The sequence below is a fragment of the Segatella copri genome, assembly GCF_019127135.1.
GTDB lineage: Bacteria > Bacteroidota > Bacteroidia > Bacteroidales > Bacteroidaceae > Prevotella.
In genome coordinates, this window is sequence record NZ_JAHOEA010000035.1 from 15,114 (window position 1) to 35,932 (window position 20,819).

The following is a 20,819-nucleotide window of genomic DNA, read 5'->3' on the forward strand; positions in this document are numbered from 1 at the left end:
TCTGATTAAATCCCTATTTCTTATAGAATCTCAATTTGCCGAACCGCTCGCCATGAGCCAGGATGATGAACTCTCTGAGCAGCAGTTCGGGATGGAAACTCGTAAGTTCGAAATAAGGTACCGTAGAGGTATCCACCTGATAGATATTACCCCGGTTGAAGGCAGCAAGAGCCTTGTAGCCGTCATATTCCTGAAGCAGTTGAGCCTGCGACAGAGGAGCACCACCGAAATACTTGAATGCCCATACATCCACCTGCTTTCCCTTCGCCAAGATTTGCTCCGGACTCATCGCCAGACTTCCGCTGTGCTGATCGTCCTCGAAGATATAACGGGCGTTGGCATCCTTCAGCAGAATACCGATAGTACTCTGACCACCAGGCACATACCATACATTGCCCGTTTTTCTTTCGGTCAGGATGGAGAGACCCTTCCGATACCCGGCTGCCTGCGCCTTAAGCGAAAGATATTCCTTTTCTATCTTCGCAAAGAGCGAATCTGCCTTTGGTTCGCAAGAGCCCGATATTCCGTTACTTTTTCCCTCTTCATTTCCAAAGAGCATGCCGTAGAATTTCATCCATTCCGCCCTGCCCAGTGGCGAAGACTCCATATAGTCGGCAGCTTCGATGATGGGGATATGCAGCTTGTCGAGCTTGCCATATCCACCGCTGTTTTCGAAAGGCGAAAGAAGGATAGCTTCGGGGTTCAGGGCGATGATGCGCTCGATGTCGGGTGCCATGCTCGAACCGCAATCCACAATAGGATTCTGAGCAGAAGTATTCCCGGAAAGAGCAGCCCTCTTCTTAACATCCGGAATATTGATGTAATTAAGGTCGCAGACGCCACGGATGGCCTGCGGACAACCCAGTTCGTACATCAGCTGACAATGGGGAGCGATGAAAACGGCACTCCTCTCCACCGGCGTGCGCACGGTATCAGTAGTGCATCTCGCCCCCGTGCTGCGCCTTTTGGCAAGCATCGCCACCGTCTTATCCCCCTCCTCTCCCTTCGGAATAAGAATATAACGATGCAGCATCGTTCCCGCCTTCCAGGGGTTGGCAACGAGAGCCTCAGCATACTGATAATCAATGCCTTCTGCAGCATTGGAAGACTCTTCCCCATCGCCATGTTTCACGATGGTGAGCAACTTGGCGTACTTCATCTCCAGGGTATCGCCAGCCTCCGCATCAGCAGCAGCCGTCTTTCCTCCCTGGCATGCCGCCATCAGCAGGGCCACCGTTGCCCCACACAAAAGAATATACTGTTTCTTCATAATCTTACAAAATATGTGTGCAAAGATACGAAGAAATCTTCATTTTCCGTTTGTTTTCTCGAATATTCTTTGTACTTTTGCCCTCAAATTTAACTAACGCTACAATTTAATAAGTCAAAATGAAGAAAATTATCTGGGGCATAGCCCTTTTATTCTGTACATCGCTGACTGCAAATGCGCAGAACGGCTGTAAGAATTCTGCACAGAAAAGCTGCTGTAAGAGAGGTTATTACACACAGTATTACGGCGATAAGCCCGAACTCATAAAAGAGGCAAAGGCTTGGGCAGAGAGCGGCATCTGGCGCAATGGTTTCGACAAGGCGAAGCCACATTCCAGCGTAAACCTCGTAGATTTCTATCTGCAGTATCAGAAGAATCCGCAGCAATGGCAGGCGCTCTTCGATTATCTTGCCAAGACCGATCTGCTGAGCATTCCGAAGGGAAAGCACAAGATTCCGGGTTCCGACCTCGTGGTAAGTGTAGAGGACAGCAGGAACGAGCCGCTGGAAAAGCGCCGCAGCGAGAGTCATAACAAGCACATCGATTTTCAGTTTGTAGTGAAGGGCACAGAGCGTTTTGGCGTCATCGACCATTACACCAGCACCCCCAACTGCAAGTATCGTCCCGACGTGATACATTATGATTACGCCCCTCAGAAGGCCCGTTTCTATGACAGCAATCCTGGCGAATTCTTCATCTTCTTCCCGAGGGATTGGCACATCGCCAAGGTGGCAACAGATGGTGAAGACCAGACCATCCGCGTTATCGTGATCAAGGTAGATTATAAGGACTAAGAATAATTGAAAACAATATGATAGTTTAACTTCCCCAAGTTTGCCCCACACGCCCTGAAAGGGCAGAAGCTCCTAGCCCAGGGCATCGCCCTGGGTAAATACGGACGCAAACCTGTCGCCCTGTAAGGGCAAAAGCTTTCAAATACTGGAAATATACAAAGCTTTTGCCCTTATAGGGCGCCTTGCTGTTTGCCATTATACCCAGGGCGATGCCCTGGGCTAGGAGCTTTTGGGCCTTCAGCCCGTTCTTGAACCACATGCAAAAGTTCAGCACCTTGATATTGAAGTGAATTATATCGAAGGAGATGATGTTACTCAAGATGTTACTCAAGATGAGTCTCAAGGTGAATCTCAAGATGTTACCCAAGACAGCACCTGCATATCATCCGCTCCTTGCTATTTTACCCGATGAAGGTTTTCAAAGCCACTCTCAGCATAGACATGTCCATCACTACCTTTATAATAAGTACGTTGTGCCAAAACAGAAAGGGCGAAGATACCGGCTATGACCATCAGCACCTGAAGGATAATCTTCAGAAGCACGATGATAACACCCCAGGCTGCTATCAAAAGTCCGACGAGATAAATAACGGTAAAGATGGTGACTATCAAGCCCTTGCCTGCGCCCGAAGTACGCTGCTGAGCGAGTCACGTCACCGCTTAGCGATCATCTGCTACAAAAGTATAAAGAATCCCAGAGATGGCAAAGTGGCAAATCCCCAAAAGATGATGGGGAAAAATCAAATACATTCATGAGAACCCATGCAACATTTTGCGGATTTCGGCAAAATAAGGTTAAAACATTTTGCGGATTTCGGCAAAAGTTGTATCTTTGCACGCATAATCAACTAATAATTAGACAAATATACATACCTCTTTGGACAAATTCTCAGAAAAATATTCATCGAGAATCGCCCACAAATATCTAGTTTATACCAAAGATTTGAAGAAGGATGGCGATACGCTTTGCGTACCTATTTATATGGTACCACTACTGCCCTAAACCTATCCTTTCCTCTATTTCGTTCCACAAGTCACACTAACTTCCCCGAGATGACATACGCCTCAACACATATAGAATACCAAATCAAGCAAAGAGCATAATGTGATCCACTTGATTTGGCATTCTTACATAAAGAGAGGCAAGTTGTTGATAAGTGCCACTCTTCTCCCCAACCTACTCTATCTTGATGACCACTTCGCCCCCACGGGCAATGACCTTCTTGATGCGGTCGAAGAGCTGGAGGAAGCGTTCCTGACTCTTGAGTACGAACCCGGGCGCATGGGCCTCGCCGATGAGGATGCCACCCTGGCGCAGACGGAACGGACCATTGCCCGGCTGCATCATGGGACAAGGAAGGGCATAAAGCTCTTCCAGACACCCGAACTCATGACTCTTGCGCTCCATGCGGCAAAGCTTGCAGGTTTCGGGAAGAGGAAGAGAGGAAGATGAAGAAGAATCATCCCTTACCGGTTCGAGGAAAAGCATCTGGCGGGCGAAGCATTTGCATTTAGCCACCATGATGTGATATTCAGCCGGCTCCAGACAGCCACCCTCGCGCTCCATCGTATCACAAATGTACTGATGGCCTGCAACGATACCCTGGCGATTAACTACTTCCTGACTAAGGCGACCAACAATGGCGCCATGATCTCTACGAAAACGATTTAAAAACAACTTCATCATAACACGCAAAAACTTAAAAACAACAATAGAAAAACATTTGAAATTCACATTCACTTTCACATTTTCTGAACGTAAAACGACTGGTAATAATCAGACAAATCCTTGCAACCTTCCGGCAACTGATGGTACACCAGCTGAGGGAACATTTCCTTCAGTTTCATATAAAGACCGATACCCGGTTTGTCCTGATCAGGCCACATGTGAAGATTCCTTCCCGCTAAAAGATTGCGACATTCTTCATTACAAAGCGTAGCACTCGGGATGGCTATTGCCCTGTAACCCATAGACATAGCACTCCAGCAGTCGGTACATCCCTCGGTAATAACCAATGGCTCTTTTTCTGCCACCTGCGGCAAGATCTGCATCCCATATACCATCGGCTTGCTACCTGGTGCAAACTTAAACCGCGGTTTTTCTTCAGTCTTATCTCCCAAATATCTGCTCTGAACCGTCAGCAGATTGCCATGAACGTCATAATAGGGAATCAACAGGGAAGGACCATCAAAAAACTTTCCACCAAAGCGATAGCCAGCAATGGAGAAATCTGTGCTCACCACTCTACACCAATAGATATATTCCGGGCGCAATTTTCTCTGATAGAACAGGAAATCCCTGGCTTTATCTGTCAGTTTCTTACCCATGAGCATACGCATCAGATAATCTACGTCAGGCTTATGCTGAAACTCGCCTCTGAGATTGAGTCTGTCCGTATCACATTCAGATTTTCTATGCTCAGCAACAGCTTTATCCCGATGAAGCACATCCTTACGGTTTCCCGCAGAATGATTACCGGCGCTGATATTGAATCTTCTGCACAGCCATTGGCAAGCCTCCGAAAAAGAGAGATTCTCCCGTTTCATCACCAGGTCGATATTATCTCCACCCCACCCGCATGCAAAGCAATGACAAGTGTTGGTGGATGTCCAGAAATGCAAACTCGGATTGGTATCATTATGACTGATACAAAGGGCATTATGATACCGCAAACCCATTCCCAATTCATCAGCAACCTCCAGGATGCTGATAGCTCTAAGTTTAGAGAGCGTATTTGAATCAATATATTCTGCCATCTTCTAATTGTCTTTTTTAATATTACCATCACCAATAGTGCCTTTCTGCTGCGTCTTTCTAAGCACCTTTCTATCCTCGCCCTTTGCTGGTTTTTCGAGCCATCCCCATCTGCGCCAGTTGCACACCATGTTGCGGGCAGGCGTCTTGAGCTCCTTCTGCTTCAGAAATTCCTCCAGGAACTGATAAGAGAATTCCTGCGGCAACTCGCTGAAATAGTCTACAGTATGATAAGGCTCTCCTTCGCCCTCGGCAGAAATCTGCTCGAAAGCCTTGCCCCACCGCTGCAACATATTCTGCAAGATGCGGTCGGCACAAGCCAGATAGGTCTGCCTAACCAGTTTCCGGATTTCCTTCTCGCTCTTCTTCCCTTCCACTTTGTAAAGCACTTGCATGAGGGCAGCGATGCGGAAGGCTGAAACCGAACTGCGCTTGTAGAAGACATCCATCGACTTGGACATGGTTTTCACCACCTGCTGGCGGCAGTCGTTACACCATTTTACCACCGTCTTGTAGAGCCAGCTCATATCTTCCTCTATCTCCTGATGGAATTTTCCATCTTCCTCATAGCACAACCCGAAGAGCTTGTCCAATGTATTCTCCAGCTCATTACGCTGCGTATCGGTCAACGCCTGAAACTGTGGCGGATTGTCGCCCAGATGACTGATGAGCGGGCATAAGATGGTTCGGGTTACAGCACCGCCCTCAATGGCAGCCTTGTTCATATATCTGCTCACCGCACTCTGGGTGCCGCAGAAAACGAACGACAGCAAGGCATCTACCATGGCACTATAGCTGGATTCGCTCATGAAATCCTGACCATATACGCTGCCCAGATCGTATGCCGTCTTGATAACCTGCGAGAGGTCGGCAAACTGGCGCTTGGCAGAATGCACGATGGCAGAAATCTCATCGGCAAATTCGAAGAGCGTCTTCGGAGCACCATAGAGCTTGACGGCTGCATCGCATCGCTTGATAAACATGGTGAGCGATACGGTTTCGGGCAGGATGGTGATGTCGGTTTTCGGTTCGGGTGGCAGCTTGCCATCCTTCTTGCCCTGGCGTCGCTTCAGGGCAGCATACTCCTGCTCCTTGGCTCTCATTTCGCTGTCGCGCTCGATGAAAGGTTTCATCAGGGTACGCATGATGTATCTGGCAAACGATTTTCCGCTCGACTGCTCGCCCTCTACGATGACCTGCAACACGATGGCCGATTTTTCTCCCTGATTATCATACACATACTGTATTCTGACACGTGTAAGATAAACGCTGAGCATGGCAGCAGCCACCACCAGCGTAGGATACTTGAGGTCAGAAGGCGAAGTGATCATCCATTCTCTGATGCCCGACGGATAATCCTTATCGGCAATCAGGTGATGCATGGGCATCTCTTCATTCTCTTCAGCCTGTTCAGCCAGCTTTTTTCCTATCAACCCAGATGATACCTTGTTATTGATTCCGCCCTTGGTATCCTCAGGCTTTGCCACTGGATTAGTCCGAGACGCTTCCTGTGGAGTTATTTTCTTTCCTTTTTCCATAATCCCAATCATTGATTATTTCTGAATGCAAAAGTAAGGAAAAAAAGCCTCCCCGGCAATAGGCGTCCTGCCGGTTCGCCTCCTACTAAGCCTCATCGCCGGCAACTAAGCCTTCCGCTAAGCCTCCAGCTCATCTGAAGGCATAAATTCCCCTAAACCTCCAGCTCATCTGAAGGCACAAAAAAAGCACTTTCTGCTTGCAAACGAAGCAAAAAGTGCTGATACTATATTATTTCTAACTGAACTTTCGCAAGTTTTGCCCACACGCCCTGAAAGGGCAGAAGCTCCTAGCCCAGGGCATCGCCCTGGGTATAATAGCAATCAACAAGACGCCCTGTAAGGGCAAAAGCTTTATGTTTTGTCTGGAGTTTTAAAGCTTTTGCCCTTACAGGGCGACGGGGTTGCGTTTATAATTACCCAGGGCGATGCCCTGGGCTAGGAGCTTCTGCCCTTTCAGGGCGTATTGCGTAATTTCAACCATACAGGTCGAAAATCTTCTGTTCAGATATGTTCCTATTCTTTTATATTATCACCCCCACTGACATAAGAAAGAACCAAACGGCGAACCACGGCATGAATATCTTCATTAGGGAACTTCTGGCGATATTTCTCCGTAAGGTCTTCGCAGAAACACATCTTGCTATGAACCATAGAAGAAGGAATATGTTGCTGTATAAACACATCGTATGTTGCAACAGGCTTGCCATCCTTTGTGTCGACAGGCACAATATTCTCCTTATACCAACCTTGTCCAGATGCGGTAGGGAACAATCTATAATTGTCCTTATACTCCACTTTACCAGCGATGTCCAGTATATATCCGTCAGCAGACTTATCGTCCTCAGGATTCACCGCATATAGCATATATAAAGGAGAAAGCGTCGGGTGACTTTTTATGATAAACTGATATTTCTTGCTTCCTCCAAAAGGAGGGTTTGCCTTCAAATCCTGCTCTATATCCTCACGAATTTGTGGCGCATCCACCACAAACTCTACTTCGCCAGTATAATTGACGACAGTTTTCCATGACTGTGGATTTGGCTGAATAACTTCACCATTGTCATTGCTGTTGTCACACGCACAAAAAGCCAAGACTACCAACAGTAGTAAGACTGATTTTTTTACTAAATACTTCATATCCTAATTTATCTATTAAACCTATTCTATTGTTAAACGTAAAATATGCCTAAAACTTGCTCTATTTTACGTTTTTAACATTCTATCTAAAACTTGCCAACACTCACAAGAAGCAATCATTTCCCCGCTTCCTACTGCCCCTTACGGTAGATGGAAACAAAACGTTTGGCGATATTGATGAGTTTCTGCCGGGCATTAGGATCACTTACATCATCAAAACTCCAGTTGGGAAATTCGCCACGCATTTTGGAGAAACGCTTGGAGATGACACTGGCATTGGTCAGGTCGGAAGGCATGTCCAGCTGCTCTGTAAGATACTTACAGAAAGATGCGCCATTATCAAATTTGCCTTCAAAATCGTTGATATCAGAGAGCGCCACCATAATCAGGGCATAGTCTTTCTTCAAAGGAATAGCCTTCTCGTCTATCATCTTCTGCAAGGCCCGCTTTACTCTTTCTTCCTGGCTCAAGTCGCCCCATTCCTTCTCATTATCTTCTTCCGTTTTTTCCTGCCCGCCGTTTTCCTGATGCTCATCGTCTGTCACTTCCAATTCCAATGTCCTCTTCTGTTCAGGCTCGAATCCGTGCAGATAATCTTCATCATTGTTCTGGCGCATCAGTTCATTAATCTGAGATGAAACGAAGAAACCATCCTCGCCATAATAACCGATATTGGCTGCCAGCCGCTCAACCACATCCCGGTTCTTCACGACTGCTCCGAGGCACCGCTGAGAAAACTCCTGAGTTACGTAGCCTCTCCATTGCCCCATAATCATTGAGCAAAATTGAAACACTTTCGTCTCCAAAGGCATCATCTGAAGTATCACAGCTGCCATATACAGGATGACAAATACGATTCTCTGCCGCTCTTCCTGAGCTGTAGCATACTCATCCTCGTCAACATAGTTTTTTTCATATTGCCCTATTCCTTCCACAAAGGCAAGGCGGCTCTCCGTATCGGTATGCGAAAACATCATTTTGTCTACGATGCAGAATACCTCATAAAAAACATCCTCGCATGAACATCTGGACGTAGGAAACCACGTCTTATCATTGAAGATATCATGGGTGATGGCTCTGAAAAACTGATAAATCATGTGTTGCGAGAAAGATTTATCTACCATCTGTCTGGTCTTCATCTTAAATAACCTCATCGTCGTAACCATTTAAATCATCAAGAATCACATCAAGAGAATTGATCAAAGCAAACCGAGAATCTCCATGACAATCGCAACAGACAGCATCTCCATTAACCAGAGCAACAATCTCAACATCGGAGATTTTCACCTTGGTTCGTTTCAGCGAACGGGAAGAGGTGCACGGACCTTTCCAATAATATACCTTGATGCCGTAATCTTCCTTGCTGCACAGGTTCACCATCAAGGCAATGTCTCGGTTTGCCTTGTCTAAGTGCAACTGCTTACCTTTATCTGTACCAAATTTTACCTCATACATACTGGCATTGAGACACTCCATTAATGACTGCTGCATCTGTAATTGCATGACAAAGGAATATGGCGCATCGCTGAGAGACTGATGGCGAGGAAAAGAAAACACCACAGCCCTTGGCCTGCAGCCAGCCTTGATTCTTTCAGCCACGGCATCAAAGAAATCACCAGGTGGCAACTTGGCAGAAATCACCATATTCCAGCCATATTGATTCGCCACCCTGTTGATATTATCACGCAGAAGAGCCACCACCTTGTCCTGTCCCCTTTTGCCGCCGAAGATTCTAGATTCTTCCACAAAAAGGAAACCTCTGTTGGGGCGATTATCAATGATTACCTTACAGAAAGGCTGGTTATGAATTTCATTCTCCTTAAAGTTACTCCAATAAAATTCTTTTTTGTCTGCGCATACATCCAGCACAGCCACACCTTTGCGAAATCCCAATATTCGGTTGTCGTGAATAACGTCTTCCTCATTCTTCCGTGATTCCACCAAAGTCATTTTCTTGCTTTTCAGCAAACTGTCCATTACCTTCTCGAAACCAGTCTGACATTCCTGATATTTTTCAGGCGATGACATTTCGAGAAAATCCAAGGGTAGAGTACCCTCGATACTTGAAAGATTCCGGCTTTTGCAGAAATCATACTTGAAGACAACAAAAGAAGTCTTTTCTGTGCTGTTTTTAGTTCGTCCAGTCATTAGCTTCTGGTTTAAATTATACCATGAAAGTTATTTTCCATAGCAACTACAAAAGTAACACTTTTTCCCCGAATAAACAAATAAATTCTAAATTATTTTTACCAAATTGTCTTTTTTCATAAAACCATCGAAACAAAATGTGAATGTGAATGTGAATTTGAAATGTAAATCAATGTATCGGGTTGTTCCATCCATTCCTTTTATTGGATATTGTGAATGAAATTCAGTCCTCGCGCGCGTACCTTATTATATATATAATATGAACCTATTATAATGGCTACTATTACTTAAACACGATTATACGCTTCTCCTTCAGGTAACATTGAAAAACATTTCAAATTCACATTCACATTCACATTTTTGCCTTTCCTCCTATCCACCAGCTAACCCACATAGCAAGTTACTGTGCGCCCGATGCCCCCAAAACTGCGTGGCGACGCACCACCAGCCACGTCCCGACGCAGATGGCGCTACGTCGGGACGTAGCGCCGACTGCATCGGGACGCAGTGGGAAAGGCAAAACATGCTATATAATGTTAACGGATTTAACATTTAATTTAATGGCCATTAAATTAATGGCGGTTAAATTAGGCGGAAGAGAATGGGATATGAGGGAGGAATGCACGTGATTCGGGACAAGGATGCACGACATTCGGGACAACTATTGTTTTTCAGAGAAAAATGTTGTATCTTTGCACTGTCATTCATAAAGAACGGCAAATGGGAAATTAACCACTAGAAAACGGAGGGGAAAACGACAGGGGTGCACACCTGCCCAATCTCTTTCTAAATGTTGAACCATTAAAAAAAAGAAAGGAAAAAAGAAAATGAAAAAGGAAGTTTGGAAAACTATCTTGCAGGTGATTATCGCTGTACTTACTGCCGTAGGCACCACGCTCGGCGTTACCAGCTGCATGTAAACTGATTTGTTTAACCATTAAAAAAACGATTTGAATTATGGGTATTAAAGTAAAAGCAATTGAGCGCAACGTAGCGTTCGAAAAAGGTAAGCAAAAGTGGGCATTCGTGATGCAGGCTGAACTCTACAGCCAGCTCAACGCCACGAAGGTGATAGAAGAAGCTGCCGTTCGCAGCGGATTGCCTAAGGCGGTAATCAACGCCGGATGGTCGGCCATCGGCGAAGTGATTGCTGCATGGGCCACCGAGGGCCACAGCGTGGCTGTGCCAGGATTGGGCAGCCTCCGATTCGGTCTTAACTCTACCGCCGTAGAGGATGTGAACAAGGTGAGCGCCAACCTCATCACCCGCCGATACATCATCTTCGTGCCTAACACCGACATCAAGAAGGAACTCGAAGAGACTTCCGTCAACATCACCTGCTACGACCGAAACGGCAAGGTGGTGAAGCAGGTAACCTCTACCGATACGCCTCCTACTACCCCATCCGGAGGCGATAATCCATCCGGAGGCGATAATCCGTCAGGCGGCGATTCGGCTGGCGGAACCGGAAGCGAAAGCGGCGGCGATGGACTTGAATAAAAGGTGCTGAGCCTGAAAAAGTAAAACCCTCCCCAGGTCTTAAAAAGTCCTAGGGAGGGTAAACTTTGTCTGGCAATTTAGATAGAAGTCAATTTGCCAGACGTCCCGAACACAACATGCTAACCCACACATAACCCCTTCGAAATCAGCATGTCGCTAACAATCCTTTGTGCCTCAAATAAATAATACTTTTTTTCAAACCAAATCAACAGCCTAGCCTCACGGCTAAAACGTATATAATGTTCTTACCTTATTTCAAAACATGATGGTAACATATTCTGCAGCTATATCAACCAGCTTCTTGCGGCGGGCTACACCTATTATATAATGAGCCTCCTTCGCCGAACAGTGGAAGTATTTCTTCACAGCTGTTACCAGTTCTTCCTTGCTTATCGAGCCTATACCCTTAGGATAAGCCTTGCGGATAGCCTTCTCGATGTCTGCCATCTTATATTCATGGTGGCGCTTGTGGAAGTACTGCGATACAATGATAGAGAGAACTATCACGAGCAGGATGATAATAAATACTACAGACTTGTTCATTTCCTTATCTCCTTTTAATTGATTAGACATATCAGGTTCGCTGAATCACCCTTCCGGGTGCTCCAAGTTTTCGGCATCACCGATAGCCGTTATCGGTAAATCCTCTGCAAATATAGCATTTTTTCTTGAAACAACAACATTTTTCGGCATTTTTTTCACTATTTCTGCAAAAAAACTTGCTAAATACAAAAAAAACACGTATTTTTGCAAGAAAATAATCCTTAAGACAGAAAGATAATGCAAGAAACTGTAAAGAAAGTATTGAATGGCGATTTTAATCGCAAGAAAGCATTGCTGTTTCTTATAACGGCTCTGCTTACCGTTATCGTCTGGAACCTGCCCATCGACAGCTTCGGCATCGAAGGGCTCACCATCGTACAGCAGCGCGTCATCGCCATCTTCGTCATGGCCGTGATGCTCTGGCTCACCGAGGCCATACCGGCATGGGCTACCAGCGTAGTAATCATCTTCGTGCTGCTGTTCTTCGTCAGCGACTCCGCCTTTAAGATCATGCAAGGCTCGGAGGCAGAGATGGGCAAGCTGCTCGACTATCAGGGTGTGATGGCGTGCTTCGCCGACCCTACCATCATCCTCTTCCTGGGCGGTTTCGTACTCGCCATAGCCGCTACCAAGAGCGGACTCGACGTGATGATGGCAAAGGCCCTGATTGCGCCATTCGGCAAGCGTTCTGAGAACGTGCTGCTGGGTTTCATGCTCATCACCGGCATCTTCTCGATGTTCATCTCAAATACAGCCACCGCCGCCATGATGCTCACCTTCCTCACACCGGTGTTCAAATCATTGCCGCCTTCGGGCAAGGGCCGCGTGGCGCTCACCATGGCCATACCTATCGGAGCCAATCTGGGCGGTATGGGAACCCCTATCGGAACCCCGCCTAACGCCTTCGCCTTCAAGGTTTTGAACGACCCTGCAGGACTCAACCTGGGTCTCAGCTTCGGCGACTGGATGCTCATCATGGCCCCTATGGTGCTCATCATGCTCGTGATGGCATGGATCATCATCCGCAAGATGTTCCCGTTCTCTGCCCCGACCATCGAGCTCAACATCGAGGGCAACATGCAGCACAACTGGCGCACCATGGTAGTGGCGGTCACCTTCCTGGCAACCATCGTGCTCTGGGTATTCGGCAAGCAGCTGGGCATCAACGCCAACACCGTGGCCATGCTCCCTATCGCCATATTCGCCCTTACGGGAGTGGTTACAGCCAAGGACCTGAAGGAGATTGACTGGGCTGTCATCTGGATGGTGGCAGGCGGATTCGCCCTCGGATTGGCGATGAACGGCACCGGTCTGGCCGAGGCAGCCGTAAAGAGCATTCCGTTTGCAGAATTCAATCCGCTAGTCATCATGATTGTATCCGGACTGGTATGCTTCATCCTGAGTAACTTCATCTCCAACACCGCCACCGCCGCCCTGCTCATCCCTATCCTCACGGTGGTATGCGCCGGCATGGGCGACAAGCTCAACACCATCGGCGGCACCTCTACCATCCTCATCGGAGTAGCGGTTTCGGCCAGCTGCGCCATGTCGCTGCCTATCTCAACCCCTCCTAACGCCATCGCCTACTCTACCGGCCTCATCCAGCAGACCGACATGGTGAAGGCAGGACTCACGGTGGGCATCCTGAGCATGATAGTGGGCTACGCCGTGCTCATCACCTTCTGCAAGATGGGCGTGCTCTAAAGGGGCATCATCTGCGAGAATACACATTATTATATATATAAAGGAATGAAAAAGATTGTTATAGGAATCGACGTAGGCATCTCTACGACCAAGATTGTGGGTATCGATGAAAGCGGCGTGGTGGTTAGCCCCATCCGCATCAAGGCCACCGACCCTATCACCTCGCTCTACGGAGCCTTCGGCAAGTATCTTCACGACAACAAGATTGCGCTGAGCGATGTAGAACAGGTGATGCTAACAGGAGTAGGATCAGCCTATATCGACGAGCCCATCTACGGACTGCCTACCTCGAAGAGCGAGGAGTTCGTGGCCGACGGACTGGGCGCCCGATACGAGAGCAAGCTCGACCGCATGATCGTGGTGAGCATGGGAACCGGTACATCGCTCGTAAAATGCGATGACAACGAGATAAGGCACATCGGAGGCATCGGCATAGGCGGCGGAACCCTGGCAGGACTGAGCCGCATCATGCTCAAGACCGACGACATCAAGCAGATTATCAACCTCGCCAAGGACGGCGACGTGAGCAAGATAAACCTGCTGATAGGCGACATCAGCGCCAAGCCTCTGCCCGGACTCCCGATGAACGCCACCGCATCACTCTTCAGCAACGCCAAGGCCAACGCTTCGCGCGAAGACATCGCCATGGGACTCATCTGGATGGTGCTGCAGTCGATAGGTTCGGCTACCATCCTCTCATCGCTCGAATCGGGCATCAAGGATTTCGTGCTCATCGGCAACCTCACCCTGCTGCCACAATGCCGCGAGGTGTTCCCAGCCATGGAGAAACTCTACGGAGTAAGGTTCAGAATACCGAAATACTCGGAATTCTGCACCGCCATCGGAGCTGCGCTCGACTATAAGCGACAAGCAAAATAATCACCCCCGAATCGCCGCAATGCCCTATACACGGGCGTTGCGGCGATTTTCTTTTCCACCCCCTGCCACGGCACACAGACAACAAGGGAAAAACGCACACAAGCGCACAAAATGCGCAACACGCTGATAGATAACAACTTAAACGTTTCGGGAAACGGAAATTTGTCAAAGTTTTCCAAAACTCTTTCGTTTCCTCCTGATTATCAGCGACTTAATATTTTTTAACGATAAAAAAGTTGTCCAAAAGTAATTACTTTCAGAAATATTTTATATCTTTGCAATGTCAAAAGGAGGTACATATCTACCTCTTCAAGTCATAATGACTTAATACTAAGTAATTTAAACATCAATCGTAAAAGTAATACTAAAATGATCCAGACAGTAGTAAAGCGTGACGGACGCATCGTTGGATTCAACGAACAGAAAATCATGGCAGCCATTCGCAAGGCCATGTTGCATACCGACAAGGGTGAAGATACCACTCTTATCGAGCAGATAACCGACCACATCTCTTATCGCGGCAAGAGCCAGATGAGCGTTGAGGCCATTCAGGACGCCATCGAGATGGAGCTCATGAAGAGTGCCCGCAAAGATGTTGCCCAGAAGTATATCGCATACCGTAACCAGCGTAACATCGCCCGCAAGGCGAAGACACGCGACGTATTCATGAGCATCGTCAATGCCAAGAACAACGACATCACCCGTGAAAACGCCAACATGAATGCCGACACACCAGCCGGCATGATGATGAAGTTCGCTTCAGAAACCACTAAACCATTCGTCGACGACTACCTCCTCTCAGAGGATGTACGCGACGCCGTCATGCACAACTATATACATATTCACGATAAGGACTATTACCCAACCAAGAGTCTCACCTGCGTGCAGCATCCGCTCGACGTGATTCTGAACCACGGATTCACAGCCGGTCACGGTTCAAGCCGTCCTGCCAAGCGCATCGAGACCGCAGCCGTGCTGGCTTGTATCTCTCTCGAAACCTGCCAGAACGAGATGCACGGCGGCCAGGCCATCCCAGCCTTCGACTTCTATCTGGCTCCATACGTACGCATGTCGTACCAGGAAGAGGTGAAGAACCTGGAGAAGCTGACAGGCGAAGACCTGAGCAACCTCTATGATGCGCCTATCGACGACTACATAGAGAAGCCGCTCGACGGACTGCAGGGTCGCGAACGCCTGGAGCAGCACGCCATCAACAAGACCGTGAACCGCGTGCATCAGGCGATGGAGGCATTCATCCACAACATGAATACCATCCACAGCCGCGGCGGTAACCAGGTAGTATTCTCAAGCATCAACTACGGTACCGATACCAGCGCCGAGGGCCGCTGCATCATGCGCGAAATCCTGCAGAGCACCTATCAGGGCGTAGGCAATGGCGAAACTGCCATCTTCCCTATCCAGATATGGAAGAAGAAGAGAGGCGTAAACTATCTGCCTGAGGACAGAAACTACGACCTCTACAAGCTGGCGTGCAAGGTAACAGCCCGCCGTTTCTTCCCTAACTTCCTGAACCTCGACGCCACCTTCAACCAGAACGAGAAGTGGCGTGCTGATGATCCGGAGCGCTACAAGTGGGAGATTGCAACCATGGGCTGCCGCACCCGCGTGTTCGAAGACCGCTGGGGCGAGAAGACCAGCATCGCCCGCGGTAACCTGAGCTTCTCTACCATCAACATCGTGAAGCTCGCCATCGAGTGCATGGGCATCGAAAACGAAAAGCAGCGCATCGACATGTTCTTTGCCAAGCTCGACAATATCCTCGACATCACAGCCAAGCAGCTCGACGAGCGCTTCCAGTTCCAGAAGACGGCGATGGCCAAGCAGTTCCCTCTGCTCATGAAGTATCTCTGGGTAGGCGCAGAAAACCTGAAGCCGGAAGAGACCATCGAGAGCGTCATCAACCACGGAACCCTGGGTATCGGCTTCATCGGATTGGCAGAATGCCTGGTTGCCCTCATCGGCAAGCACCACGGCGAGAGCGAGAAGGCACAGGAGCTGGGACTGAAGATTGTTACCTACATGCGCGACCGTGCCAACGAGTTCAGCGAGCAGTATCATCACAACTACTCTATCCTGGCTACTCCAGCCGAGGGATTGAGCGGTAAGTTCACAAAGAAGGACAGAAAGCAGTTTGGCATCATCCCTGGCGTTACAGACCGCGACTATTATACCAACTCTAACCACGTGCCTGTATACTATAAGTGTACAGCCCTGAAGAAGGCACAGGTCGAGGCTCCATACCACGACCTGACCCGTGGCGGCCACATCTTCTATGTAGAGATTGACGGCGATGCTACCCACAACCCTTCAGTTATCGAGAGCGTGGTAGACATGATGGATAAGTACAACATGGGTTACGGCTCAGTAAACCACAACCGCAACCGCTGTCTCGACTGCGGCTACGAGAATGCTGACGCCCACCTCGAGGTTTGTCCTAAGTGCGGCAGCCACCACATCGACAAGCTGCAGCGCATCACCGGTTATCTGGTAGGTACTACAGACCGCTGGAACAGCGGCAAGCTTGCCGAGCTCCACGACCGAGTAACCCATATCGGAGGAGAAAAGTAAAAATGATTAGCGTATTAAGCATCGTACATGATACGATGGTAGACGGTCCGGGCTTCCGCACATCCATTTATTGTGCGGGATGCCCCAACCATTGTCCGGGCTGCCATAATCCGCAGTCGTGGGACATCAGCCACGGCACGATGACCTCTACCGACGAGCTGATGAAGGAAATCATGAGCGACCCCTTCGCCAACGTCACCTTCTCGGGCGGCGACCCTATGTTTCAGGCAAAGGGCTTTGCCGAGCTGGCGCGCGCCATCAGGGAGCAGAGCAGCAAGAGCATCTGGTGCTTTACGGGCTATCTCTTCGAAAACCTCGTGAAGAATCCCGAGCAGCTGGAACTCCTCCGCCAAATCGATGTATTGGTAGACGGCCCCTTCGTACAGGCATTGCGCGATGAAGACCTCTTCTTCAGGGGCAGCAGCAACCAGCGCATCATCAACGTGCAGAAGTCGCTGAAAGAAGGAAGAGTGATAGAACTCAATCTTACAACAGAAAACCCGAATCCGGTATTGTAAATCTACATACCAGATTCGGGTTTCCCGTTTATTTTTTCATGCACGGATTACACGGATTTTCTTATCTTAAATATTTCCTATCCCTCTTAGCATCCTTCTCTTCGAGGTAGCTGATAGAACTCTGAATATAATCACGCTCCCACTCGCTCTCGTGCAATTTCTCATCGCCATAGAGCAGAAGGTCGAGATCCAGCGGAACATCTACCTTACGATAAGGACCACGGATTCTGCGTCCGCATCTCTGCTCCACACTCCGCAGCGCGGCAAGCACAGACTTCTTAGAGCAGATGGTCTCCCCCAACATCACCTGATTCAGAAACTTGTCTGAATTCTCCAGTCCGATAGGCTCAGTCCACATGCGCGGACCAAAAAGGCTGTTCCTGAACATACAACTCAGATGTTCATGCGCCTTCAACACATTCTCCTCCTGATTTCTGTTAGAGCCGATAGCTATAATTACTTTTGTACGAGTTTTCATTATTAAAATCATTATTTCTACAAAACAAGTCAGTTTCTCTCAGAAGAGACAGATAGCCCCTGCATTTGTATGTCATATTTTGTGCAAAGATATTAAAAATTTTGTAATAAACCGCGATTTATCCGTTTTTTTTTATATTTTTGCAGAATGAATCATCTAAAAGCAAACATTTTAGGGCTCGCTCTGCTCTGCTGCCTCCCGATGGGCGCACAGCTGAAGTGGAACCAGGCCTATCAGACATATATCAACCAGTATAAGGATCTTGCCATCGAGCAGATGCTCCGTTACCGCATTCCAGCCAGCATCACCCTAGCACAGGGACTGTTTGAGAGTGCGGCAGGAAGGAGCGACCTCGTACGCCAGGGCAACAACCACTTCGGCATAAAATGTCACAACTGGACGGGACCAACCCAGTACCACGACGATGATGCCCGGGGCGAATGCTTCCGCGTATACCAGGACGCAAGAGACAGCTACGAAGACCACAGCAAGTTTCTGGCGCGCCAGCCACGCTACGCACGCCTCTTCGAACTCTCGCAGCACGACTACAAGGGATGGGCTCGCGGACTGAAAGCCTGCGGCTACGCCACCAACCCGCAGTATGCCAGCAAGCTGATACAGATCATAGAGCTCTACAAGCTCAACCAGTATGACAAGGCCAAGCGCTACGACCGCTTCATGGCTACCCACAGCGGTACCGACCAGCCTGTAAACGCCGAAGGATTGCTGCACCCTATCCATATCTTCAACAAGAATTACTATCTCTATGCCCGCGAAGGCGACACCTTCAAGAGCATAGGCAAGGAGGTGGGCATCAGCTGGCGCAAACTGGCTCGCTACAACGAGCGCAACAAGCACGCCGTGCTGCATAAGGGCGACATCATCTATCTGAAGAAGAAACGCTCCAAGGCACCTAAGCAGTATAAGAAGCGCCCTCACGTGATACAGCCGGGCGAAAGCATGTACACCATCTCGCAGAAGTATGGCATCCGACTGGAGAAACTCTACAAGATGAACCATCTCGACCCTAACATCCCGGTAAGCGTAGGAACAAGGCTGAGGGTGAGATAAGGGATGAGTGATTAGTGATTCGGTCACTTGGTGATTCGGTGAGAAATGTGAATAAAATGTGAATGTGAATGTGAATTTTAAATGAAAATACAATGAAGAGAATGATATTATCCCTCGCCACCATGGCGATGCTGATGGCGCCCGGCACAATAAAGGCGCAAAACTTTGACGACTATTTCACAGACAAGACGCTGCGGGTAGACTATACCTTTGCCGGCAACCAGAAGCAGCAGATGATAGCCGTAGACGAACTCAACGTAATGCCACGCTGGTACGGCAAACGGCAGCGACTGGCCGAACTCCCGGTAGAGGGCAACGGACAGATAACCGTACGCGACCACCGCTCGGGCAAAATCATCTACCGCAACTCCTTCTCCACCCTCTTCCAGGAATGGCTCTCCTATCCAGAGGCAGAGAAGAACACGCAGAGTTTCGAGAACGTATTCCTCGTTCCGATGCCGAAAGATACCGTAGACATCACCCTCGACCTGCGCAACAACCGCCGCGAGATAACCACCACGCTCACCCACCAGGTAGCGCCGAAAGACATTCTGATTCATCAGAAAGGCAACAAACCTACACCATACGTCACCCTGCAGCAGGCTGCCGACACCACCCGATGCATCCACATCGCATACGTGGCTGAAGGCTATACCGATGCAGAGATGCCTGTCTTCCTGAAAGATGCGCAGGAGGCTACAGAGGCCATCTTCGCCCACGAACCCTTCAAGAGCATGAGAGACCGCTTCAACATCGTAGCCGTAAAGTCGCCATCCAAGCAGAGCGGGCCTAGCATCCCAGCCCAGGGCATCTGGCACGAGACCGCCCTCAGCTCTCATTTCGACACCTTCTACAGCGACCGCTACCTTACCACCCTGCATCTCAAAGACCTGCACAACTGGCTGGCAGGTACCCCTTACGAGCACATCATCGTGCTGGTAAATTCGGATAAGTACGGCGGTGGCGGCATCCTCAATTCATACAATCTCACCACCTGCCACCAGAAATGGTTCAAGCCGGTAGTGGTGCATGAGTTTGGCCATTCCTTTGCCGGACTTGCCGATGAATATGCCTACGAGCAGGAGCAGATACCGATGTATCCTCACGATGTAGAGCCTTGGGAGAAGAACATCACTACCCTTGCCGATTTCCACGGAAAATGGGAGAACATGATAGACAAGAAGACCAAGATTCCTACTCCGCTCTCAAAGAAAGAGAAGGTGGCGGTGAGCAAGGTGGGTGTCTTCGAAGGTGCCGGATACAGCGTGAAGGGCGTTTACCGCGGTGTGCAGGACTGCCGTATGCGCATCAACGAAACGCCGGAATTCTGCGCAGTATGCAAGAAGGCGCTGCAGGACATCATCGACTTCTACACGAAATAAAGAAATCATAAAAACATTATATCTATGAAAGAGCAAACCCTAAACATCAGATACATGGTGGCTCAGCTCTCAGAGTTGAGCCAGCAGGAGCAGGAACTCGTAAACAGGGCGAAGGCTGCCACCAGCAATGCGTATGCTAACTACAGCCACTTCTATGTGGGAGCAGCCCTGCTCTTGGGCGACGGCAGAATAGTGATTGGAGCCAACCAGGAGAACGCCGCCTTCCCATCGGGACTCTGTGCCGAGCGCAGCGCCATCTTCGGTGCCCAGAGCAACTATCCCGACCAGCCTATCCTGACGCTCGCCATAGCAGCGAGAAACGGGAATGGTTTCCTCAAGTCGCCTATCTCGCCATGCGGAGCCTGCCGCCAGGTGATACTGGAGATGGAAGACCGCTACCAGCGCCCCGTACGCATCCTGCTCTATGGCGAGAACGGCATCTACTGCTTCGACAGCATCAAAGACCTTCTCCCATTCTGCTTCGTAGATTCGAACATGAAGGAATAAGATTAC

General features: G+C 48.8%; 21 protein-coding genes. 10 read left to right on the forward strand and 11 right to left on the reverse strand.

The window, feature by feature from the left end; all coding sequences use genetic code 11:
- Nucleotides 1-13 precede the first annotated feature (13 nt).
- Nucleotides 14-1,270, reverse strand: coding sequence for an ABC transporter substrate-binding protein (locus tag KSW37_RS09980; RefSeq protein ID WP_217314827.1), 1,257 nt, complete (start codon nucleotides 1,268-1,270; stop codon nucleotides 14-16).
- 119 nt (nucleotides 1,271-1,389) lie between these two features.
- Here KSW37_RS09980 and KSW37_RS09985 point away from each other — a divergent pair, with 119 nt between their 5' ends.
- On the forward strand, nucleotides 1,390-2,064 hold the full coding sequence (locus KSW37_RS09985; protein ID WP_217314828.1) for a YhcH/YjgK/YiaL family protein: 675 nt from the start codon (nucleotides 1,390-1,392) through the stop codon (nucleotides 2,062-2,064).
- Between the two features lie 396 nt (nucleotides 2,065-2,460).
- Here the strand turns inward: KSW37_RS09985 and KSW37_RS09990 are convergent, their stop codons facing one another.
- The 7 genes from KSW37_RS09990 to KSW37_RS10020 form a co-directional block, all read right to left on the reverse strand.
- Nucleotides 2,461-2,676, reverse strand: coding sequence for a hypothetical protein (locus KSW37_RS09990; protein ID WP_217314644.1), 216 nt, complete (start codon nucleotides 2,674-2,676; stop codon nucleotides 2,461-2,463).
- A 565-nt stretch (nucleotides 2,677-3,241) separates the two neighbouring features.
- Nucleotides 3,242-3,751, reverse strand: coding sequence for a hypothetical protein (locus KSW37_RS09995; protein ID WP_217314645.1), 510 nt, complete (start codon nucleotides 3,749-3,751; stop codon nucleotides 3,242-3,244).
- A 56-nt stretch (nucleotides 3,752-3,807) separates the two neighbouring features.
- A complete protein-coding gene (locus KSW37_RS10000; RefSeq protein ID WP_217314646.1) occupies nucleotides 3,808-4,821 on the reverse strand; it encodes a CHC2 zinc finger domain-containing protein in 1,014 nt (337 codons plus the stop codon).
- Nucleotides 4,822-4,824: 3 nt separating this feature from the next.
- Nucleotides 4,825-6,357: a hypothetical protein gene (locus tag KSW37_RS10005; RefSeq protein ID WP_217314647.1), complete on the reverse strand. Its 1,533-nt coding sequence runs from the start codon at nucleotides 6,355-6,357 to the stop codon at nucleotides 4,825-4,827.
- Nucleotides 6,358-6,870: 513 nt separating this feature from the next.
- Nucleotides 6,871-7,494, reverse strand: a complete 624-nt coding sequence (locus tag KSW37_RS10010; protein ID WP_217314648.1) for a hypothetical protein — start codon at nucleotides 7,492-7,494, stop codon at nucleotides 6,871-6,873.
- 131 nt (nucleotides 7,495-7,625) lie between these two features.
- Nucleotides 7,626-8,648 carry a hypothetical protein gene (locus KSW37_RS10015; protein ID WP_217314649.1) on the reverse strand — a complete coding sequence of 341 codons (1,023 nt, stop codon included), beginning with the start codon at nucleotides 8,646-8,648 and terminating at the stop codon, nucleotides 7,626-7,628.
- Nucleotides 8,635-9,642, reverse strand: a complete 1,008-nt coding sequence (locus KSW37_RS10020) for a hypothetical protein (RefSeq protein ID WP_217314650.1) — start codon at nucleotides 9,640-9,642, stop codon at nucleotides 8,635-8,637. The genes KSW37_RS10015 and KSW37_RS10020 overlap by 14 nt, the downstream gene beginning before the upstream one ends.
- Before the next feature lie 827 nt (nucleotides 9,643-10,469).
- Here KSW37_RS10020 and KSW37_RS10025 point away from each other — a divergent pair.
- Both KSW37_RS10025 and KSW37_RS10030 read left to right on the forward strand, forming a co-directional pair.
- Entirely contained in the window at nucleotides 10,470-10,562 is a 93-nt protein-coding gene (locus tag KSW37_RS10025; RefSeq protein ID WP_022121332.1) for a smalltalk protein, read from the forward strand.
- 37 nt (nucleotides 10,563-10,599) lie between these two features.
- On the forward strand, nucleotides 10,600-11,142 hold the full coding sequence (locus tag KSW37_RS10030) for a DNA-binding protein (protein ID WP_217314651.1): 543 nt from the start codon (nucleotides 10,600-10,602) through the stop codon (nucleotides 11,140-11,142).
- A gap of 255 nt (nucleotides 11,143-11,397) precedes the next feature.
- Here KSW37_RS10030 and KSW37_RS10035 read toward each other — a convergent pair whose 3' ends face one another.
- Entirely contained in the window at nucleotides 11,398-11,685 is a 288-nt protein-coding gene (locus tag KSW37_RS10035) for a hypothetical protein (RefSeq protein WP_118254120.1), read from the reverse strand.
- A 45-nt stretch (nucleotides 11,686-11,730) separates the two neighbouring features.
- On the reverse strand, nucleotides 11,731-11,874 hold the full coding sequence (locus KSW37_RS10040; RefSeq protein ID WP_153098535.1) for a hypothetical protein: 144 nt from the start codon (nucleotides 11,872-11,874) through the stop codon (nucleotides 11,731-11,733).
- 48 nt (nucleotides 11,875-11,922) lie between these two features.
- Between KSW37_RS10040 and KSW37_RS10045 the strand changes: the two genes are divergently transcribed.
- The 4 genes from KSW37_RS10045 to nrdG all read left to right on the forward strand — a co-directional run bounded on the left by KSW37_RS10045 (nucleotide 11,923) and on the right by nrdG (nucleotide 17,375).
- The gene (locus KSW37_RS10045) at nucleotides 11,923-13,389 is read left to right on the forward strand and encodes an SLC13 family permease (RefSeq protein WP_217314652.1); all 1,467 of its coding nucleotides are present in this window, start codon (nucleotides 11,923-11,925) and stop codon (nucleotides 13,387-13,389) included.
- A 45-nt stretch (nucleotides 13,390-13,434) separates the two neighbouring features.
- Entirely contained in the window at nucleotides 13,435-14,268 is an 834-nt protein-coding gene (gene coaW, locus KSW37_RS10050) for a type II pantothenate kinase (RefSeq protein ID WP_022121336.1), read from the forward strand.
- A 369-nt stretch (nucleotides 14,269-14,637) separates the two neighbouring features.
- Nucleotides 14,638-16,857: an anaerobic ribonucleoside triphosphate reductase gene (locus tag KSW37_RS10055; RefSeq protein WP_217314653.1), complete on the forward strand. Its 2,220-nt coding sequence runs from the start codon at nucleotides 14,638-14,640 to the stop codon at nucleotides 16,855-16,857.
- 2 nt (nucleotides 16,858-16,859) lie between these two features.
- The gene (gene nrdG, locus KSW37_RS10060) at nucleotides 16,860-17,375 is read left to right on the forward strand and encodes an anaerobic ribonucleoside-triphosphate reductase activating protein (protein WP_022121338.1); all 516 of its coding nucleotides are present in this window, start codon (nucleotides 16,860-16,862) and stop codon (nucleotides 17,373-17,375) included.
- Between the two features lie 61 nt (nucleotides 17,376-17,436).
- Here the strand turns inward: nrdG and KSW37_RS10065 are convergent, their stop codons facing one another.
- Nucleotides 17,437-17,853, reverse strand: coding sequence for a 2-amino-4-hydroxy-6-hydroxymethyldihydropteridine diphosphokinase (locus KSW37_RS10065; RefSeq protein WP_050758648.1), 417 nt, complete (start codon nucleotides 17,851-17,853; stop codon nucleotides 17,437-17,439).
- Between the two features lie 147 nt (nucleotides 17,854-18,000).
- Between KSW37_RS10065 and KSW37_RS10070 the strand changes: the two genes are divergently transcribed.
- From KSW37_RS10070 to KSW37_RS10080, 3 genes are all read left to right on the forward strand, one after another.
- A complete protein-coding gene (locus tag KSW37_RS10070; RefSeq protein ID WP_117695220.1) occupies nucleotides 18,001-18,924 on the forward strand; it encodes a glucosaminidase domain-containing protein in 924 nt (307 codons plus the stop codon).
- Between the two features lie 92 nt (nucleotides 18,925-19,016).
- Nucleotides 19,017-20,306: a M64 family metallopeptidase gene (locus KSW37_RS10075; protein WP_217314654.1), complete on the forward strand. Its 1,290-nt coding sequence runs from the start codon at nucleotides 19,017-19,019 to the stop codon at nucleotides 20,304-20,306.
- A 24-nt stretch (nucleotides 20,307-20,330) separates the two neighbouring features.
- Nucleotides 20,331-20,813 carry a cytidine deaminase gene (locus KSW37_RS10080; protein ID WP_153138430.1) on the forward strand — a complete coding sequence of 161 codons (483 nt, stop codon included), beginning with the start codon at nucleotides 20,331-20,333 and terminating at the stop codon, nucleotides 20,811-20,813.
- Nucleotides 20,814-20,819 lie beyond the last annotated feature (6 nt).

Bases quoted from the DNA above. Each gene is read 5' to 3' on its own strand.
- KSW37_RS09980 (WP_217314827.1), bottom strand. From the start codon at position 1,270: ATGAAGAAACAGTATATTCTTTTGTGTGGGGCAACGGTGGCCCTGCTG.
- KSW37_RS09985 (WP_217314828.1), top strand. From the start codon at position 1,390: ATGAAGAAAATTATCTGGGGCATAGCCCTTTTATTCTGTACATCGCTG.
- KSW37_RS09995 (WP_217314645.1), bottom strand. From the start codon at position 3,751: ATGATGAAGTTGTTTTTAAATCGTTTTCGTAGAGATCATGGCGCCATT.
- KSW37_RS10000 (WP_217314646.1), bottom strand. From the start codon at position 4,821: ATGGCAGAATATATTGATTCAAATACGCTCTCTAAACTTAGAGCTATC.
- KSW37_RS10005 (WP_217314647.1), bottom strand. From the start codon at position 6,357: ATGGAAAAAGGAAAGAAAATAACTCCACAGGAAGCGTCTCGGACTAAT.
- KSW37_RS10010 (WP_217314648.1), bottom strand. From the start codon at position 7,494: ATGAAGTATTTAGTAAAAAAATCAGTCTTACTACTGTTGGTAGTCTTG.
- KSW37_RS10015 (WP_217314649.1), bottom strand. From the start codon at position 8,648: ATGAGGTTATTTAAGATGAAGACCAGACAGATGGTAGATAAATCTTTC.
- KSW37_RS10020 (WP_217314650.1), bottom strand. From the start codon at position 9,642: ATGACTGGACGAACTAAAAACAGCACAGAAAAGACTTCTTTTGTTGTC.
- KSW37_RS10025 (WP_022121332.1), top strand. From the start codon at position 10,470: ATGAAAAAGGAAGTTTGGAAAACTATCTTGCAGGTGATTATCGCTGTA.
- KSW37_RS10030 (WP_217314651.1), top strand. From the start codon at position 10,600: ATGGGTATTAAAGTAAAAGCAATTGAGCGCAACGTAGCGTTCGAAAAA.
- KSW37_RS10035 (WP_118254120.1), bottom strand. From the start codon at position 11,685: ATGAACAAGTCTGTAGTATTTATTATCATCCTGCTCGTGATAGTTCTC.
- KSW37_RS10045 (WP_217314652.1), top strand. From the start codon at position 11,923: ATGCAAGAAACTGTAAAGAAAGTATTGAATGGCGATTTTAATCGCAAG.
- coaW (WP_022121336.1), top strand. From the start codon at position 13,435: ATGAAAAAGATTGTTATAGGAATCGACGTAGGCATCTCTACGACCAAG.
- KSW37_RS10055 (WP_217314653.1), top strand. From the start codon at position 14,638: ATGATCCAGACAGTAGTAAAGCGTGACGGACGCATCGTTGGATTCAAC.
- nrdG (WP_022121338.1), top strand. From the start codon at position 16,860: ATGATTAGCGTATTAAGCATCGTACATGATACGATGGTAGACGGTCCG.
- KSW37_RS10065 (WP_050758648.1), bottom strand. From the start codon at position 17,853: ATGAAAACTCGTACAAAAGTAATTATAGCTATCGGCTCTAACAGAAAT.
- KSW37_RS10070 (WP_117695220.1), top strand. From the start codon at position 18,001: ATGAATCATCTAAAAGCAAACATTTTAGGGCTCGCTCTGCTCTGCTGC.
- KSW37_RS10075 (WP_217314654.1), top strand. From the start codon at position 19,017: ATGAAGAGAATGATATTATCCCTCGCCACCATGGCGATGCTGATGGCG.
- KSW37_RS10080 (WP_153138430.1), top strand. From the start codon at position 20,331: ATGAAAGAGCAAACCCTAAACATCAGATACATGGTGGCTCAGCTCTCA.